A 17480-nucleotide genomic window follows, 5' to 3' on the forward strand; every position below is an offset into this window, starting at 1 on the left:
TTGTTTATTTATAACCAAAGAAAATTAAAAATAAAATAGTGATAAGGAATCACGATAAACTACCTACCAGGACGAAAACTAACCGCTCAAGTCCTTAATGGAGCAACTATTAAACTATAAATTATGAAAAAAAAAGTAATGTTTACATTAGCATTTGCTATGATTGGATCATTTGCTTTTGCAAATAATAGCATAATTAATGAAAAACAATTGGAAAGTTTGGGTAATGAAAAATTTTTAGATTTTAAAACTTCTAAAAAAATTGATTACGCCACTTTTATAGAGATGGTAAATAGTGGGACGTTAAATATTGTTAAGTTTGTACAGTTGGATAAATCTTTTTTATTCCTTGATGATTGTGGGAATGAGTGGATAGTAAGTTATGACAGTACATATTATACTCCATACACAGCTTTCCTAACTGCGTCAGCAATAATTTGTGAAGAGACAGGTTGTTAATTCTTTGAATATTTGATATGGCTGAAAATCAGCCATATTTTTTTTTAAAAACAAAAAAATGAATATTAAATCACTTTTACTCATAATTATTTTCCAATTTTCAGGAGTTTTAATTTACGCTCAAAAATTCCCAAAAGACACTCTACGATATGAAATTATTTATGACTTTACTTATCAGGTGAACAAAGAGGATACTCTGAGCAAACAAAAAGAGCAAATGGTATTAAAAATTTCCAAAAATTTTTCTTTCTACGCTAGTTTGAATAAGATGAAGTTAATGGATTTGGATAAAAATTGGAAAGAGTCAGATGGTCTTCCTGATAGAAAAGCCGTCCCAAAAACCAGGGTAAATTATACCATCGTAAAAGAGTACAATTCGAATCAAACGATTTTTAGTGATTGGATTAGGGGTGATACTTATACTTTTAATCAAAACATTGATAAATTTGAATGGAAAATTCAAGAGGGACAAAAGGAAATTTTAGGTTATATCTGCAAAAAAGCAACTACCGAGTTCGCAGGTAGGACCTATGTTGCTTGGTACACTACAGAAATTAGCATCGCTGACGGTCCTTACAAATTTCATGGTTTACCGGGTTTAATTTTATCAATTTATGATACCAATAAGCACTATCAGTTTAATGTTGCAAGTATAAAAAACAGTTCCAGTTTTTGCAATACCGCCGATGTAGCGAAAAGGCCTATTTTATTAACCAAAGAAGAATATCAGCTATTAAAAAAGAGATACAGGGAAAAACCTTCATCGATTGTAAATGCAGGAGGAATGACTTTTCCTAAGGAATTTAACGATTTAGCCGATCAAAGAGCTAAAGAAAAGATGAAATTTGAAAACAATCCTATGGAACTTACAGATTAATGAGAAAAGTTTTTTGGTTGCTGTTATTTTTATGCAATTGCATGTTTTCTCAAACCATAATTAAAGGACAAGTTGAAAACGTTCGAGCTAAAGCAATTGCTTACGCCAGTGTATCCATTTATAAAAAATCATCATCTACTATTATAGCGTATGCCATTACAGATAATAACGGGGTGTTTGCATTTACCTTTGTCAGTCCCGATCCTGAACTAGATTTGGAAGTACGCTGCATGGGATATGAAACCGTAGTAAATGCAATTACTAATACTTCGCAAATTAAAAATTTCATTCTTTCTGAAAAGTCATTTGTCTTAAAGGAGGTTTCCGTTAAAGCAGCGCCTATTTTACAAAAAGGCGATACTCTGCGCTATTTGGTAAATTCATTTTCAAAAGAGCAAGACCGCAGCATTGGTGATGTGTTAAAGAGAATGCCAGGAATTGAAGTGCTTCCTGATGGTAAAATTTTATATCAAGGTAAAGCAATTAATAAATATTATATTGAAGGCCTAGATTTGTTAGAAGGGAAATACAATTTAGCTAATGATAACTTGCCTTATCAAGAGGTTTCTCAAGTACAAATTCTAGAGAACCATCAGCCCATAAAAACACTGGATAGTTTACAGTTTTCTGATCGAACGGCGCTCAATATCAAACTTAAAAACACCTATACTTTTACAGGTCAAGCGAGGCTTGGAAGTGGTTTAACCCCGCTACTTTGGGATGCTAATATTACTCCGATGCTTTTTTCTAAAAAAAGACAAATGCTCACTACCTATCAAACGAATAATACGGGAGATAATGTGGCGTTGCAGCTTAAAAAATTAACGATTGAAGATTTACTGAATCAATTTGAAAACAATTCAGAGAAAATAGATTGGCTTGCAGTACAACAATTAGCCAATCCAAAATTTTCTGAAAAAAGATGGCTTGATAATTCCATTCACTTATTGTCGAGCAATTATTTGCAAAAGTTAAAAAAAGACTATGAATTGCGGGTGAATGTTTCGTATTTAAATGATTATCAACAGCAAAAAGGTTTTACCAATACGCAGTTTTTTACGCCTTCGGGTACAATTGATTTGTTAGAAGAAAAATACAATCAATTCTATTACAATTCTTTGCAAACAAACTTTACACTTCAAAAAAACACCACCAAAAATTATTTCAAAAATAGTCTGGAGTTTCAGGGCTTTTGGGATAGTCAGCGCGGGAATATCGTTTTGAATAACGAGGTTTTAAAGCAAGATTTGAGTAATGAATATTTTAGGTTTTCAAATAATTTGAAATCAATTTTTTCTTTAGGAAAACAAAAGGTTGTGCTTTTTTCATACCTAGGTTTAAACAAAACACCACAAGAACTGCGTGTAAATCCCGGACAGTTTGAAGGTTTACTTAACGAAAATGAACCATATGACTCGGTTAAGCAACAGGTAGCTTTACTTACCTATTACACAAATAATTCCTTGTCGATGATCAAAGCGATAAAGAACTTTACATTGGAGTCAAAAGTAGGTTTGCAATTAGAAAATCAAAAACTCAATAGTGATATAGTTACATCAACCAATAGCGTTTTAAGTCCTGATTTTTCGAATACTCTAGATTGGTTTCGTTCTAAAGTATATTTTGATTTGAATACTCAATTTAAAAAAGCGAATTGGCGAATTGAATTGTCAACTCCAATTAATTTGCATTCGTACAGGATCAAAGATTCTCCGCTACAACAGTCTGAAAACGTAAGTCAAACTACTTTTGAACCTCGACTGACGGTGAACTATGATGTAAATTCTTATTGGAAAATTAATTCTTCGGCAGGAATTTCAAATCAATTTGGTACTATAAACCAGTTGCATTACGGCTATATTTTACAAAATTATCGAAGCATCAAGCGCATAATTTCTCCCTTGCCACAATCCACAATCCAAAATTATAATGTGGGAGTCTCGTTTAGGAATCCTGTAAAGGCACTTTTTTTTAATACTAGCTACAGCAATGTACAAAGTGAGAATAATTTACTGTATCAAAGTGAAGTTTTAGCAAATGGAGCAGTTTCAATTGATGCGATTGAACAATTAAATATGAGATACAGTCATAATTTTTCAACTCGAATTGGGAAATATATTTCAGCAATTAAATCAAATCTAACGCTTAATAGCAGTTTTGCTTTGCAGGAATTTCAGCAAATTATTAATGGTAATTTAGTAGACATTGCAAATCAAAATTTGATTTTTGGAAGTAAAATAGATACCGATTTAACGGATTGGTTTAATTTGGAATACGCGGCTAGTTGGACGTTTTCAAACAATAAAATTGAGGAACAAAAACAACCGCAAGTAAAACAACAAAATCATGTTTTGAATCTGAATTTTAATTTTAAAAGCAAACAATATGTAGGATTAAAGTCAGAGTATATAAACACTACCTTGTTCAATGAAAGAAACGAAAATGTTTTTGCAGATTTTATTTATCGATACACGATTCAAAAGAAAAAAATTGATTTTGAGATGCAAGTGAACAATGTTTTTGGTACCAATAATTTCAAAACCATTAATGTCAGTGATTTTAGTTATGTGGCAACTAATTTTATGTTAAGACCAAGGCAATTGTTGTTTAAGATTAAATTTTCGCTATAATAACTCCTAAAACAGGTTTTAGAACAAGAAAACATTTTTAATTGTACCCAACACGCCCCAAAAAAAACCTGTTCAAACAAATGAACAGGTTTCGTATTTTAAAATTATTACGTTTTATACCGTATGTTTTGGATTAAAACCATCTTCGCTTAGTTCGATATGGTCATAATCAGCAACCATTTCCGCTTCGTAATCAACTTTTTCTCCTTTACTGAATTTAGCAATCAATTTCTCCATGATTTCATAAATTACTGGAACGACAATCAAGGTTAGGAATAAGGAACTTATCAATCCACCAATAATTACCCAAGCTAGTCCGTTTTTCCATTCGGCTCCAGCTCCAGCAGCTAATGCAATTGGGAACATACCAAAAACCATTGCAATTGTTGTCATTAAAATTGGACGAAGACGCGCATGATTCGCTTGAATTAATGCGGTTCTAATGGTTTCACCAGCGGCTCTACGTTGGTTGGTGTAATCCACAAGCATGATCGCATTCTTACATACCAGACCAATAAGCATGATGACTCCAAGAATCGTAAAGATGTTCAAGGTGTTATTCGTTAATGCTAGTGCTAGTAATGCTCCAATGAACGAAAGCGGAATAGCAAATAATACTACAAATGGATGCACAAAACTGTCGTATAAGGAAACCATTACAAGGTAAACCAAGATAATAGCAGCCAATAAAGCAATTCCTAATGTTCCAAAACCTTCTGACTGGTTTTCTTGATCACCACCCCAAATGTAGTTGACACCGGTAGGTTTTTTTAGTTGATCTATTTTTTCTTGCCATTGCGCAACAATTGTTCCAGAAGCAACTCCCACGTTTTGCCCTTTCACTGTCACAGATGCCGTTTTGTCCCTACGTTCCAATTGGCTTGGACCAGAACCTTCCGTAACGGTTGCAAATTGATTTAACTTGATTTGTTGACCCATATCATTGATGAAAATCAAGTTGCTTACATCAGCAATACTTTTTCTATCGAATGCATTGTATTTAATATTGATGTCATATTCGTATTCGCCCGCTCTAAAACGTCCGTCGGTATTTCCGCTAAAAGCCGTTTGCATGGTTATACCCACCGTTTGTAAACTCAAACCAAGTGCGGCCATTTTATCTCTGTCTACTTTTACGCTTACTTCAGGATTTCCGTCCTCTACTGATAATTCAATTTCAGTAGCTCCAGGAATTGTACGCAATTCTTTTTCAGCAGCAATGGCAAATTTCATAGCGCTTTCTACATCTGGACCTGTTACAATAAGTCCTAAAGTAGCATCTTCAGCTGTTCCTAAAATACCTACGGGAACCGTTTTTACTTTGGCACCCACTAATAATTTTTCTAATTTACGTTTGGTTTTAGCGGCATACACATTTGCAGGTTCATCGCGTTGGTCTAATTGGACCATTTTTACGTTAATTTCTGATTTGTATGCAGTTGCTTGCGAAGCTCCAAGGCCACCACTGGTTTGACCCACAATAGTAAACTGGCTTTCGACAAAAGCTTCGTTGTCTAAAAAGGCCTCTGCTTTTTGCGTCATGAAGTTGGTTTTTTCTAACGATGCATCTTTTGGCATTTCGATTTGAACTAAAAACTCACCACTATCTGATGCTGCAAAGAACTCCCCACCAATAAATCCTGCTGGTACCAATGCAATTGAGCTGAAGAATAAAATTAGAACAATGGCAAGTGTCGTTTTGTAATGATCTAAACTCCAAGTCAATAATCCAGAAATCCAATTGATGAAACGGGTTAAATAACTTTCAAAACCAAGAATGATTCTTCCAAAAAAGTTTTTACCTTCAATATGTTCTAGTTTTCCGTATCTGGATGATAACCAAGGAATGATAGTAAATGATGCCACTAATGACAATAAAGTGGATATAATTACCGTAACGCAAAATTGCGTAATGATGTTAGAAACCAGTCCAGAACTCAATGCAATTGGTAAAAATACAACTACAATTACAAGTGTAATCGATACTACAGTTCCACCAATTTCGGCCGTACCATCATAGGCAGCTCGAACTTTGTTTTTGCCCATTTCCATGTGCCTGTAAATATTTTCTAGAACCACAATAGCATCATCCACAAGAATACCTACAACAAGTGAAAGTCCCAATAAACTCATTAAGTTCAAGGTGTATCCCATTAAGTAGATTCCGATAAAAGTAGCAATTAACGATGCAGGGATCGAAATCATTACAATCAATGAGTTTCGAATACTGTGTAAGAAAAACAACATTACAAATGCTACTAAAAGTACTGCAATAAGTAAATCATGTACCACGGCATCAGCAGCTTCAAGTGTAAATACAGTACTGTCTTTTGCGATTTCTAGTTTTAATTCAGTCGTTTTGTACTCCGCTTCTAGTTTAGCAATTGTTTTCACCAACTCTTCACTCACCGCAACCGCATTAGCATCGGACTGTTTTATGATTTGCAAAATAATAGCACTTTTCTGGTTTACACGAGCCACTTTCTCCGTGATTTTTTGCGTGTCTTGCACATCTGCGATTTCGCCTAAACGAACTTGTATTCCGCCTCTTGAAGAAACAATTAAGTTTCTTAACTCTTCAACATTCTTATATTTTCCGGCTAAACGGATTAATATTTTTTGCTCACGGGTTTGAATATTTCCTGTAGGGAAATCCAAATTAGAGGATAGAATGTTCTGTTGCACTTGTGGTACCGAAAGTCCGTAGGCTTGCATTTTTACTGCATCAAGATTGACCTGAATTTCTCGTTCTTGTCCACCGGTAATGTTTACTTGTGCGACTCCTTGTACACGAGATAATACGGGCGCTAATTTTTTATCTACTAAGTCATAGAATGCAACTTCATCCATTTTTCCATTGGCGCCAATAGTCATAATTGGTAAATCGCTCAACGAAAACTTGTTTAGGGAAGGGGCTTCCGCATCATCCGGTAAGTCGTTTATGATAGCGTTTATTTTACGCTGTGCATCATTCATTGAAATATTAACATCAGCATTAGATGTCAGTGTTATAGACACCGAAGATAAACTTTCAAAGGACTTAGAGTCGATCTTCTTTATGTTTTCTAAAGATGAAATTGCGTCTTCAATTTTTTTGGTAACGGTATTTTCGACCTCACTAGGTGATGCTCCGGGATAAACCGTTGCAATCGAAATCACGTTGGTTTCAAATTTTGGAATCAATTCGTAGCCTAATTGGCTGTAACTGAACAGTCCTCCTAAAGTTAGTATCGTAAATAAAACGATGACTAATGAAGGACGTTTTATGGATATTTCTGCTAATTTCATTTTTTTATTTTAAAAGAGTGATAAGTGATAAGTGAATAGTAAATAGTAAAAAGCTTTTGGCTAATAACTGTTCACTAATCACTAATTACTTTATTTAATAACATCCACTTTAGATCCGTCTTGAAGGTTGATTTGACCGGTAACAATTACAGTTTCACCTTCTGAAAGCCCACCTAAAATTTCTACTTTATCACCAAGAATTCTTCCGGCAGTAACCGTTTTTAGTTTAGCAGTTCCGTTTTCAATTACAAATATTTCATTGCTGCTTACACTTCCTACAAAAGCATTTCTAGGAACAATCATCAACGATTGTTTTCCTTGATTTGCAGAAAATTTAGCAGTTCCGTACATTCCTGCTTTCAAATCATTTGCAGCATTATTACCAATTTCTATTTCTACAGGAAAGTTCAAACTTGCGTCCGATTTTGGGGCGATGAATGAGATTTTCCCTGAGAATGTTGCATCTGGATACACACTCGCTTTTACAGATAGTGTAGTTCCTACTTTTAAACCTGCAACCTGATTTTCATTGACATTGACCTTTAGTTTCAATTTAGAAACATTAACAATGTCAAACAATTGAGTTCCCGCACCAAGAACAGATCCTGGCTCAATGTATTTTTTATTTACAATTCCGTTGATTGTCGCTTTGATGTTAGTATCACCAATATTAACTCTTGCTTGTTGTAATCTTGATTTTGAAGTTACCAGATTCAATTTTGCCTGATCTAATTGTTGTTTAGTCACACCACCTGTTTTAAAGGCATTTTCAAAACGACTGTAGTCGGTCAAAGCATTTTGATAGGATGCTTGTGCAGTTTGTAAATCAGCTGTAATTTGTTCGCTTCTTACAATTGCTAAGGTTTGACCAATTCGAACTCTGTTTCCTTCATCAACTAACACACGAACTACTCTTCCTGGCTTCTCAGCAGAAAAGCTTAATTCTTGCAGCGGTGCAAAATTTCCATTGGCTACAAAATCAAGGGAAACTTCTTCAGTTTTTACCGTTGCTACTTTTACTGAAATGCTAGCATTTTTTTCTGCTACTACAGCAGTTTTTGCTTCGTTTTCTTTTTTGTTATTCATTAAAACGTAGGCAATAATCCCTAAAGTGGCAACAATTAGTACTATGGTAAGTATGCTTTTTTTCATTTTGTTAATTATTTATAAGTGATTTTAATTCTCCTTTTGATTTGATTAATTGTATTTCTGCCAGTTTGTATTCCAGTATGGCTGATGTATAGTTGTTTTGTGCTTCCGTCAAAGAGTTTTCAGCATCCAATAGGTCAGTTAAAGAAGCTAATCCTTGAATATAATTATTTCTGGTATTGTCTAAAACTTCTTTAGCTAATTGCGCATTCTCTTTTTGATTGTTAATAGTGGTTAAGCTATTATCAATTTGCGTTTTTGCATTGGCGAAAGCCAGATCAAGCGATAATTTAGTGTCAACCAAATCTTCTTGAACCGTTCTGATTTGAATATCAGATTGTCTTACTTTGGCACGAGTCCCAAATCCAGTAAAAATTGGTACTTTCAAATTCAGTCCAATTGATGAGAAATCAGACCAATAAACTCCATCAGCAGGTTTTCCTCCAATAGGCATAACAGGACCTTGACCAATGTAATTGTACCCCGCGTTCAATGATAATGTTGGATAATACGCAGCTTCAGCAGCCTTCTTTTGATAAAATAAAAGTTGTTCTTGTTTTTTCAAAAGTAAATATTCCGTTCTGTTTGCTGTATTTGGAATTTCAGATAGCGATTGTGGACTTACTTCAAATGCAGTTTGTGGTATCTCAATTTGCGTTTCTATAGGCATTCCCATGTAAAATTTCAATGCATTTTCTTGAATTTGAACCGCATTCAGTACTTGTTGGCGTTGCGTATTGATGTTTGAAATTTTTACTAAAATTCTATCTAAATCAATTTTCTTAGCCAATCCGTTGTCAAATTGTCCTTTGATAATGTCTTTTACTTTATTCGTATTTTTATAGGTACTATCAATAACCGTTAGTTTTTGTCTTTGAACATACACCTGATAATAATTATTGGCTACGCGCTCAATTACTTGTTCTTCGCTCAACTGGTTGTTGATTTGGTAAAACTCTCTAGTAGATTTTGCTGCCTTCAAACCGGTAAAAACCGTTTGGTCAAAAATTGCTTGAGTCAAAGAAACACCAGCTGTTGAAATCCATTTTTGACCAAAAGCAGCTTGAATGGTTGTTCCTGGTTGTCCAAATCCAGCTCCATCAATAACCGTAGTTTGTATCACAGGATTGTAAGTCAGATTTCCGTTGGCTGAAATTTGTGGTAAAGCTCTGGAGCGTACTTCCTGAATTTGGTATTCGCTGTTTTCCACTTGTAGTTTAGCTTTTTTGGCATCGGCTTTATTCTCTAAAGCGAAGTTAATGGCTTCTTTCAGCGTGAGCGATTTAACTTGTTGTGCATTGGCGCCAAGCGCAAATGTCAGAATTATTAAAAGTACTATTTTTTTCATTTTTATATAATTGGATTATGTAAGTTTTTTTCTAATTCGGCAATTCCCTTTTCTGTAGCCATTGCTCGTGTATGGTATTCTAGTGCTTCCATTTCTAAGGCCGCAGCATCTCTTTCGGAGCGGGTATTTTCATTAATGGTGAAAATCAAAGCGTAATAAAGTTTAACATAAACGTGAATATTGATTTCTTTTCTGTACAAACCTTGAGCAATTCCTTTTTCTATGTTTTGTTTAAAACAACTTTCACATTCTTGAACTTGATACTCTAAAACTGTTTCGTAAACTTCCGGATAATGTTTTTTAAGCTGATAAATAGGAGAAGTGTCTGTAGATTTAAACATATCAGCAAACATTTTTCTAATCTGGAAGTTTTCTTCAATTGCGTTGTAATCTCGAGAGATAATTTCGGTGATAATCTCGTGAACTTCCTTGTGAAGCAATTGCGTGCTTTCCTGTATTAACAATTCTTTATTGGCAAAATATTTATAAATTGTTTTCTTTGAAATACACATTTCACCGGCAATATCATCCATGGTTATGCTTTTGAATCCAAGTCTCAGAAACATATCTTTTGCTTTATTTATAATTTTTTCTTTCATCTTATTATGCTGAAATAGATTTAGTATGTTTTAATTAAGTTTTATTGTAAAGGCGGATTAATCAAATCGAGTGCAAATGTAAGAAGGAAACTTTGAAAACTAAAATAGTTTCCATTTAATTTGTAATTATTTAACGTTTAGTTTAAATTGGTTGGTTAAATCGTAAATTCAAGATTAGCAATCAGTTTGATATCTTGTCCCAAAGCCAAGCCACTGGTTTGATTGAAAGAATTAAAGGTCAGTCCAAAGTCTTTACGGTTAATTTTACCTGTTATTTCAAATGCTGCTTTCTGATCGCCATTGTAAGCGTTTATTCCAATGAATTCCGCATCTAATTCTACCACTTTTGTAATGTTTTTGATAGTTAAATTCCCTTTCAAGAAATTGATGTTCTTATTTACTTTTTCGAATGAAGTTGACTTAAAACTAATGATAGGATATTCAGTGACATCAAAGAGGTCATTCATTTTTAAATGCGTGTCTATTTGTTCCAGTTTTCCATCCTTGTTGTTTACATCCAATGAAAATTCGATCGAGGCGTCCTCAATTTCATTATTTTGAATATCAATATGCCCGTAGAATTTGTTGATGGTGCCCGCTAAATATGCAATTATTGAATGTCTCATTTTAATCAGAACATCAGATTGATTGGAGTCAATTGTCCATTTAGTTTTCATAATTCTCGGGTATATTAAAATTTAATTGAACTAACAATCACTTAAAAAAGTATCTAAGGATTTGAATTGTTAAATTCGAGTGCAAATGTAAGACGGAAACTTTGAATACCAAAATAGTTTCCATTGTATTTTTGTTTTATTTAACATTTGATAATGAAACGGAGTTTGTAATGCAAACTGAATACTGTAAATTAGCCGAAAATTTATTTTATGCATACCATTTTTCAGTATCAAGAGTTTCTTTCGGATTATTTGCAATCACAATATGAAACCAAAGAACCAAGGAATTTATACGAACCTATACATTATATATTAGATCTTGGTGGAAAAAGAATGCGTCCTGTACTTACTTTAATGAGTGCGGAGGTTTTTGATGCAGATTACAAGAAAGCGCTTCCTGCTGCTCTGGCTGTCGAAGTTTTTCATAATTTTTCGCTGGTACATGATGATATTATGGATGATGCGCCTTTGCGAAGAGGTCACGAAACAGTTCATGAAAAGTGGAATTTGAACACCGGAATTTTGTCAGGGGACGCTATGTTAATTTTAGCGTACCAATATTTCGAACAATACGAGCCTCTTATATTTAGGGATTTAGCAAAGTTGTTTAGCAAAACGGCACTCGAAGTTTGCGAAGGACAACAATGGGATGTTGATTTTGAAGAGCGTACCGATGTAACCATTGCGGAATATTTGAAAATGATTCAATATAAGACCGCAGTTTTAGTTGCTGCAGCTATGAAAATGGGCGCAATTATTGCGGAAACTTCTGTAGAAAACGCCAATTTAATCTATGATTTCGGACTTAATTTAGGATTAGCTTTCCAGTTGCAGGATGATTTTCTGGATGCTTTTGGTAATCCGGAAACCTTTGGAAAACAAGTAGGTGGCGATATTATTGAAAACAAAAAGACATATTTGTACCTTAAAGCGGTCGCGTTTTCAAATGAAGAAGAAGCGGAGGAATTGAAAAGGTTATTTTCAATTCAACCAGAAGATAATACCGATAAAATAGAACGTGTAAAGGCGCTGTTCAATAGTTCGGGTGCTTCAAAGGCCACTCAGGATGCAATCCAGAATTTTACGTTTAAGGCTTTTCAAACCTTGGATAAAATGAATATCAGCTTCGATAAAAAAGAAATGCTAAAGGCTTTTGGTGAGAACTTAATGGGAAGAAAAGTATAATTCAATTTTAATTTCAATAATCAATAACAGCGTTGATTTTGAAAGTTGATTTTAAAATTAACAAGAAGTAAATTGTACCGTAACAACAATATTGAAAATTGCTATTGATATTGCCATTGAAATTTTAAAGAAATGTTTATAGTTCCAAAAAATACTGATCTACTACTTTCTGAAGCTGAAGGTGAAAACTTATATTTGAAATTAATCGAACAAATGAATAAGGATTTCAATTTGGCTAACGAAGCAGTTGATTTCCCTTTAAGTATTTCTCCCGATGAATTGAAGTTACAGCTGCATGAAAAAATCTATCGACTTATTCAATATAAGTTTGCTGAATACCTCAATTTACTTTACATAATTGATGTTTCCGAAGAAGAAATAAAAAAACTCGATGGTTCTGATTTAGTAATTCTCGCGGAACAAGTCGCTTTTCTGATTCTAAAAAGAGAATGGCAAAAAGTTTGGTTTAGGAATAACTACTAATTATTCCAAGTCCTTTTTTAAGATTGTTTTATTCCACAATTCAATTCCTTTAGCATCAAAAATAGTAAGTTTCATTTGGCGGTCTTCTTTTGAACCCAAAAATGAAATGGTCCCAAAATTATGTTGCGTAATCAAGCTGCCTTTTGTTCTGTAAATATTGTTTTCCTTCCACACATTTTCAGAAGCAACACCGGAAGTTAGTGGTGATACAGTCCAGTCATACAAAGGATAAGTGTTCTCTCGCGGAAGTTCAGAGAACTCTGTAAAATGTCTGTCGCCACTTATAAACAACACACCTTTGATTTTATTATCTAGAATTTCTTGCAGTAATTTTTCTTTCTCTTTCGGGTAATTGCTATAATTCTCTTTTTCAGCAACTGAATTTAATACTTGCCCGCCAATTACAATTATTTTAAAATTCGCTTTAGAAAAACTTAACGCGTTAATCAGCCATTCTAACTGTGTGTTACCTAATATTGTTCTTTCACCAGTAATCCTGTTGTTTGGAGTTTTGAAATAGCGGTCATCCAATAGAAAGAATTGCGCATCACCCCAGCTAAATGTTGAATAAATGCCTTCATTTTGTTCTGGATGCATGCCGTAGCTTTTATTTGCCCAGAAATCTTTAAACGCTTTTTGAGTCAGAAATTTATTGTAAAAACTCCCATCGCTGTCATCCGGACCAAAATCATGGTCATCCCAAATAGCAAAATTTTGAGTTTTTGCGAGTAACGGTTGGATTGCTTTTATGGACCGGGAATGCGTATACCTGTGATAAATTCCGGTTTTACTATCCCAATCGGCTTCTCGAAGATAGATATTGTCACCACTCCAAATCATAATATCCGGATTCTTTTTGACTATACTTTCAAAGATTCCATTTTCGCTTCCATACGCTTTGCCAGGCCGATCCAGTGGTGGCTCATTAAAATAAGAACAACTCCCAACCGCGACGGTGAAATCAGGAGCATCTTCGCGCCATTCCCAAAGTTTTTTTGATGAAAAAGAAGTCTCATAAGGCAAGATGACTTTTTTGTCATTTATCAAAACATCATACTTATATTTTTTTCCGGGACTTAATTGATCTAAAATAATATGATGCGTGAAGCCAACCTCTTTTGAAGACGAATAAACATCCGAATACAATATTCTAGCAGGATTGTCAATGTCAAAATAAGTTATTTTTACGGAGGCTTTTTTGTTGGTTTGTAGCCAAATCACTGCTTCAGTCATTTCGCAATAACCCACCATCGGCCCGGATTGTAAAATGCTGTTTTGCGCAAAACTGTAAGTTGCAAAAAAAATAAATAGGAGTTGAAAAGTTTTTTTCATGATTAATTTTAAAAATATACTCGGATGAATGGCATAAAGGCACTGCCGTAAATGTTGTTTTTGTCTGTCAAAACATTATAGCGTCCGCCAATTGTAGCATTTCCGGAGCGGTAACCGGCGCCAATAAACAATCCCGTGTTCCAATAGTCCTGTGAATTAGTATTGGATCCTTCTAGATTTACATTGACTCTTAATTGTTCCAGTTCAGCCGAAAGTTGGATTTCAGGTATCGGATTAAACAATCCTATCGCACTTCCACCATACAAATGAGAAGCATAAAAATCTCTTTGTTTTAAATATTTATATTGAGCACCAACGCCCAGAGCGACATATTGATTGAAATTATATATGGCGCTTGGAGCCAAAGAAATATCCGTAAAGCCGGAACCAAAACCTAATCCGATTCCACCTCCAAATTGTACATTTTTCCAAAATTGATTTTGGATTTTTGGATCCGAATTATTTTGTTGCGCAAACAGACAACTTGAAATAAATACCGTTAGTAATGCCAAAAATGATTCGGGAATACTATAAAAGCGATTCTTTGTCATAAGTTTCTAGTTTTTTAACAATATTCAATGTAAAAGTATCTTAAAATAAATTATAAATTTATTGTATTATCGTACTTTTGCCAAACTATTTTAACAAAAAAGGTATATTCACTAAATATTATGGATAGGTTTTCATTTTTAAACGCAGCACACACAGAATTTTTCGCACAATTATACGATCAATATTTAGAGAATCCAGATAGCGTAGAGCCAAGTTGGAGAAGTTTTTTTCAAGGTTTCGATTTTGGGATGACGACTTACAATGAGGAAAATCCGGTAGAACAAATAGCAAATTTTGCTTCTAATAACACGGATGTAAGTTTGATCTCTGAAAAGCTTCAAAAAGAATTCAACGTATTGAAATTAATAGATGGATATCGTTCTCGCGGTCATTTGTTTACTAAAACAAATCCAGTTCGAGAAAGACGTATTTCATCGCCAACATTGGAAATCACAAATTTCGGACTTTCATCCGCAGATTTGAACACTGTTTTTGATGCTGCAAAGGTTATTAATATTCAGCCTTGTACGCTTCAGGAAATCATCACACACCTTGACACCATTTATTGCCAGCACATTGGGGTCGAATATATGTATATTCGTAAACCAGAGGTAGTGGAGTGGATTCAGAAAAAATTGGGTGTCAACGACAATCAGCCTAAATTTTCTTTGGATGAAAAAAAATCGATTCTTAATAAATTAAATCAAGCTGTTTCTTTCGAAAACTTTTTGCATACTAAATATGTAGGTCAAAAACGTTTTTCTCTAGAAGGTGGAGAATCAATCATTCCGGCTTTGGATGCTTTAATTGAAAAAGCAGCCGAAAAAGGAGTAGAGCAATTTGTAATGGGAATGGCACATCGTGGCCGTTTGAATGTTTTGGCAAATATTTTTGGCAAATCAACCCAAGACATTTTTGGAGAGTTTGATGGTAAGGATTACGACCAGGAATATTTTGACGGAGACGTAAAATACCATTTAGGACTTACCGCTGATAAAGTGACTAGCACTGGTAAAAAAATCAATATCAATTTGGCTCCAAATCCTTCGCACCTTGAAACTGTAGGTGCAGTAATTGAAGGAATTACAAGAGCGAAACAAGACAAATATTTTCCTAACGATTTCTCTAAAGTATTGCCAATTGCCGTTCACGGAGATGCCGCAATTGCTGGTCAGGGAATTTTGTATGAAATTGTACAAATGGCACAATTGGACGGTTACAAAACCGGAGGAACAATCCATATTGTAATTAATAACCAAGTAGGTTTTACGACTAATTATCTTGATGCGCGTTCTTCTACGTACTGTACGGATGTTGCTAAAGTTACACTCTCGCCGGTATTGCACGTAAATGCGGATGATGCAGAAGCTGTAGTTCATGCAATGTCATTTGCATTGGATTTCAGAATGCAATTTGGTAACGATGTATTTATAGATTTATTAGGATATAGAAAATATGGACATAACGAAGGTGATGAGCCTCGTTTTACGCAGCCAGTACTGTATAAAATTATAGCTAAGCACAAGAATCCAAGAGATATTTACATGGAGAAATTACTTGCTGACGGAGTAATTGACAATACTTTTGTAAAAGGATTAGAACAAGAATACAAATCAAACCTGGAGATAAACTTAGAAGAATCTCGTAAAAAGGATTTGACCATCATTACTCCGTTCATGAAAAATGAATGGAAAGGTTTTGAGCAGGTTTCTGATGTTGAGATGCTTAAAAAAGTAGATACGACTTTCCCTAAAGAAGGACTTACTGAAGTTGCAAACGTGATTTGTAATTTACCAACAGACAAGAAATTTATCAGCAAAATACAAAAACTGATCAACGATAGAAAAACAATGTTTTTCGAAACGAATAAGCTGGATTGGGCTATGGCCGAACATTTGGCGTATGGTTCACTTTTAAAAGAAGGATACGATGTTCGTATTTCTGGACAAGATGTGGAGCGCGGGACATTCTCTCACCGTCACGCCGTTGTAAAAGTAGAAGACTCGGAAGAAGAAGTAACTTTATTGAGTAATTTAGAAGGAGCAACCGGAAAATTCAATATTTACAATTCACTTTTATCTGAGTACGGAGTTTTAGGATTTGATTACGGATATGCTTTGGCAAACCCAAATACACTAACCATTTGGGAAGCACAGTTTGGAGATTTCAGTAATGGAGCCCAAATTATGATTGACCAATACATCTCTTGTGGAGAAGATAAATGGAACAACCAGAACGGAATTGTTTTGTTATTGCCTCACGGATATGAAGGACAAGGAGCGGAGCATTCTTCGGCTAGAATGGAGCGTTATTTACAACTTTGCGCCAGACACAATATGTATGTTGCTGATTGTACAACGCCAGCCAACTTCTTTCACTTGTTGAGAAGACAAATGAAAACGACTTTCCGTAAACCGCTTATTGTGTTTACACCAAAGAGTTTGTTGCGTGATCCAAGAGTGGTTTCTACCGTTGAAGAATTTGCGACAGGTAGTTTCCAAGAAACATTCGATGATGAAACAGTGAATAAAGACGAGGTGAAAACATTAGTTTTCTGTACCGGAAAATTCTATTATGACATAACTGCCGAAAGAGAAAATCTTGGTAGAAATGATGTTGCGGTTGTTAGAATCGAACAATTATTCCCGTTGCCAGTGGAACAATTAAAAGAAATTATTGCTAGATATCCAAACGCTGATGATTATGTTTGGGCACAAGAAGAACCAAAAAACATGGGAGCGTACAGCTTTATGTTGATGAATTTCAATTTAGTAAAATGGAGACTAGCTTCATTAAAAGCATACGCGGCTCCGGCAGCAGGAAGCTACACAAGAGCAAAACGCCGTCAGGCTGATGCTTTACGAATGGTTTTTGATAAAAATTTATACAGATAAAAAAATA

13 protein-coding genes are annotated in these 17480 nt (G+C 34.5%); 6 read left to right on the plus strand and 7 right to left on the minus strand.

Annotated elements, in window-relative coordinates:
- Window positions 1-123: 123 nt before the first annotated feature.
- The 3 genes from AC0J6S_RS05695 to AC0J6S_RS05705 are packed head-to-tail and all read left to right on the plus strand — an operon-like array spanning window position 124 to window position 3966.
- A complete protein-coding gene (locus AC0J6S_RS05695) occupies window positions 124-459 on the plus strand; it encodes a hypothetical protein (RefSeq protein ID WP_474955831.1) in 336 nt (111 codons plus the stop codon).
- Window positions 460-517: 58 nt separating this feature from the next.
- The gene (locus AC0J6S_RS05700) at window positions 518-1336 is read left to right on the plus strand and encodes a GLPGLI family protein (protein WP_474955832.1); all 819 of its coding nucleotides are present in this window, start codon (window positions 518-520) and stop codon (window positions 1334-1336) included.
- Window positions 1336-3966, plus strand: coding sequence for a hypothetical protein (locus tag AC0J6S_RS05705; RefSeq protein WP_474955833.1), 2631 nt, complete (start codon window positions 1336-1338; stop codon window positions 3964-3966). The genes AC0J6S_RS05700 and AC0J6S_RS05705 overlap by 1 nt, the downstream gene beginning before the upstream one ends.
- 114 nt (window positions 3967-4080) lie before the next feature.
- On the opposite strand, the gene AC0J6S_RS05710 is transcribed toward AC0J6S_RS05705, so the two are convergent.
- The 5 genes from AC0J6S_RS05710 to AC0J6S_RS05730 all read right to left on the minus strand — a co-directional run bounded on the left by AC0J6S_RS05710 (window position 4081) and on the right by AC0J6S_RS05730 (window position 11027).
- Complete coding sequence (locus tag AC0J6S_RS05710) at window positions 4081-7254, minus strand: efflux RND transporter permease subunit (RefSeq protein WP_474955834.1); 3174 nt, start codon at window positions 7252-7254, stop codon at window positions 4081-4083.
- Between the two features lie 90 nt (window positions 7255-7344).
- On the minus strand, window positions 7345-8406 hold the full coding sequence (locus AC0J6S_RS05715; protein ID WP_474955835.1) for an efflux RND transporter periplasmic adaptor subunit: 1062 nt from the start codon (window positions 8404-8406) through the stop codon (window positions 7345-7347).
- A gap of 4 nt (window positions 8407-8410) precedes the next feature.
- Window positions 8411-9751, minus strand: a complete 1341-nt coding sequence (locus AC0J6S_RS05720) for a TolC family protein (protein WP_474955836.1) — start codon at window positions 9749-9751, stop codon at window positions 8411-8413.
- A 2-nt stretch (window positions 9752-9753) separates the two neighbouring features.
- Window positions 9754-10350: a TetR/AcrR family transcriptional regulator gene (locus AC0J6S_RS05725; protein WP_474955837.1), complete on the minus strand. Its 597-nt coding sequence runs from the start codon at window positions 10348-10350 to the stop codon at window positions 9754-9756.
- A gap of 155 nt (window positions 10351-10505) precedes the next feature.
- Complete coding sequence (locus AC0J6S_RS05730; RefSeq protein ID WP_474955838.1) at window positions 10506-11027, minus strand: YceI family protein; 522 nt, start codon at window positions 11025-11027, stop codon at window positions 10506-10508.
- A 210-nt stretch (window positions 11028-11237) separates the two neighbouring features.
- On the opposite strand from AC0J6S_RS05730, the gene AC0J6S_RS05735 reads away from it, so the two are divergent.
- Window positions 11238-12212: a polyprenyl synthetase family protein gene (locus AC0J6S_RS05735; protein ID WP_474955839.1), complete on the plus strand. Its 975-nt coding sequence runs from the start codon at window positions 11238-11240 to the stop codon at window positions 12210-12212.
- Window positions 12213-12344: 132 nt separating this feature from the next.
- Complete coding sequence (locus AC0J6S_RS05740; protein WP_474955840.1) at window positions 12345-12695, plus strand: hypothetical protein; 351 nt, start codon at window positions 12345-12347, stop codon at window positions 12693-12695.
- Here AC0J6S_RS05740 and AC0J6S_RS05745 read toward each other — a convergent pair whose 3' ends face one another.
- On the minus strand, window positions 12696-14027 hold the full coding sequence (locus AC0J6S_RS05745; RefSeq protein ID WP_474955841.1) for an alkaline phosphatase D family protein: 1332 nt from the start codon (window positions 14025-14027) through the stop codon (window positions 12696-12698).
- A gap of 8 nt (window positions 14028-14035) precedes the next feature.
- The gene (locus AC0J6S_RS05750; RefSeq protein WP_474955842.1) at window positions 14036-14578 is read right to left on the minus strand and encodes a hypothetical protein; all 543 of its coding nucleotides are present in this window, start codon (window positions 14576-14578) and stop codon (window positions 14036-14038) included.
- A 120-nt stretch (window positions 14579-14698) separates the two neighbouring features.
- On the opposite strand from AC0J6S_RS05750, the gene AC0J6S_RS05755 reads away from it, so the two are divergent.
- The gene (locus tag AC0J6S_RS05755; RefSeq protein ID WP_474955843.1) at window positions 14699-17473 is read left to right on the plus strand and encodes a 2-oxoglutarate dehydrogenase E1 component; all 2775 of its coding nucleotides are present in this window, start codon (window positions 14699-14701) and stop codon (window positions 17471-17473) included.
- The last annotated feature ends 7 nt before the right edge of the window (window positions 17474-17480 follow it).

It is taken from the genome of Flavobacterium sp. TS_SC_5 (genome assembly GCF_056156265.1).

Excerpts from the sequence above, each read along its gene's own strand:
- AC0J6S_RS05695 (WP_474955831.1), top strand. The coding sequence starts at position 124 with ATGAAAAAAAAAGTAATGTTTACATTAGCATTTGCTATGATTGGATCA.
- AC0J6S_RS05700 (WP_474955832.1), top strand. The coding sequence starts at position 518 with ATGAATATTAAATCACTTTTACTCATAATTATTTTCCAATTTTCAGGA.
- AC0J6S_RS05705 (WP_474955833.1), top strand. The coding sequence starts at position 1,336 with ATGAGAAAAGTTTTTTGGTTGCTGTTATTTTTATGCAATTGCATGTTT.
- AC0J6S_RS05710 (WP_474955834.1), bottom strand. The coding sequence starts at position 7,254 with ATGAAATTAGCAGAAATATCCATAAAACGTCCTTCATTAGTCATCGTT.
- AC0J6S_RS05715 (WP_474955835.1), bottom strand. The coding sequence starts at position 8,406 with ATGAAAAAAAGCATACTTACCATAGTACTAATTGTTGCCACTTTAGGG.
- AC0J6S_RS05720 (WP_474955836.1), bottom strand. The coding sequence starts at position 9,751 with ATGAAAAAAATAGTACTTTTAATAATTCTGACATTTGCGCTTGGCGCC.
- AC0J6S_RS05725 (WP_474955837.1), bottom strand. The coding sequence starts at position 10,350 with ATGAAAGAAAAAATTATAAATAAAGCAAAAGATATGTTTCTGAGACTT.
- AC0J6S_RS05730 (WP_474955838.1), bottom strand. The coding sequence starts at position 11,027 with ATGAAAACTAAATGGACAATTGACTCCAATCAATCTGATGTTCTGATT.
- AC0J6S_RS05735 (WP_474955839.1), top strand. The coding sequence starts at position 11,238 with ATGCATACCATTTTTCAGTATCAAGAGTTTCTTTCGGATTATTTGCAA.
- AC0J6S_RS05740 (WP_474955840.1), top strand. The coding sequence starts at position 12,345 with ATGTTTATAGTTCCAAAAAATACTGATCTACTACTTTCTGAAGCTGAA.
- AC0J6S_RS05745 (WP_474955841.1), bottom strand. The coding sequence starts at position 14,027 with ATGAAAAAAACTTTTCAACTCCTATTTATTTTTTTTGCAACTTACAGT.
- AC0J6S_RS05750 (WP_474955842.1), bottom strand. The coding sequence starts at position 14,578 with ATGACAAAGAATCGCTTTTATAGTATTCCCGAATCATTTTTGGCATTA.
- AC0J6S_RS05755 (WP_474955843.1), top strand. The coding sequence starts at position 14,699 with ATGGATAGGTTTTCATTTTTAAACGCAGCACACACAGAATTTTTCGCA.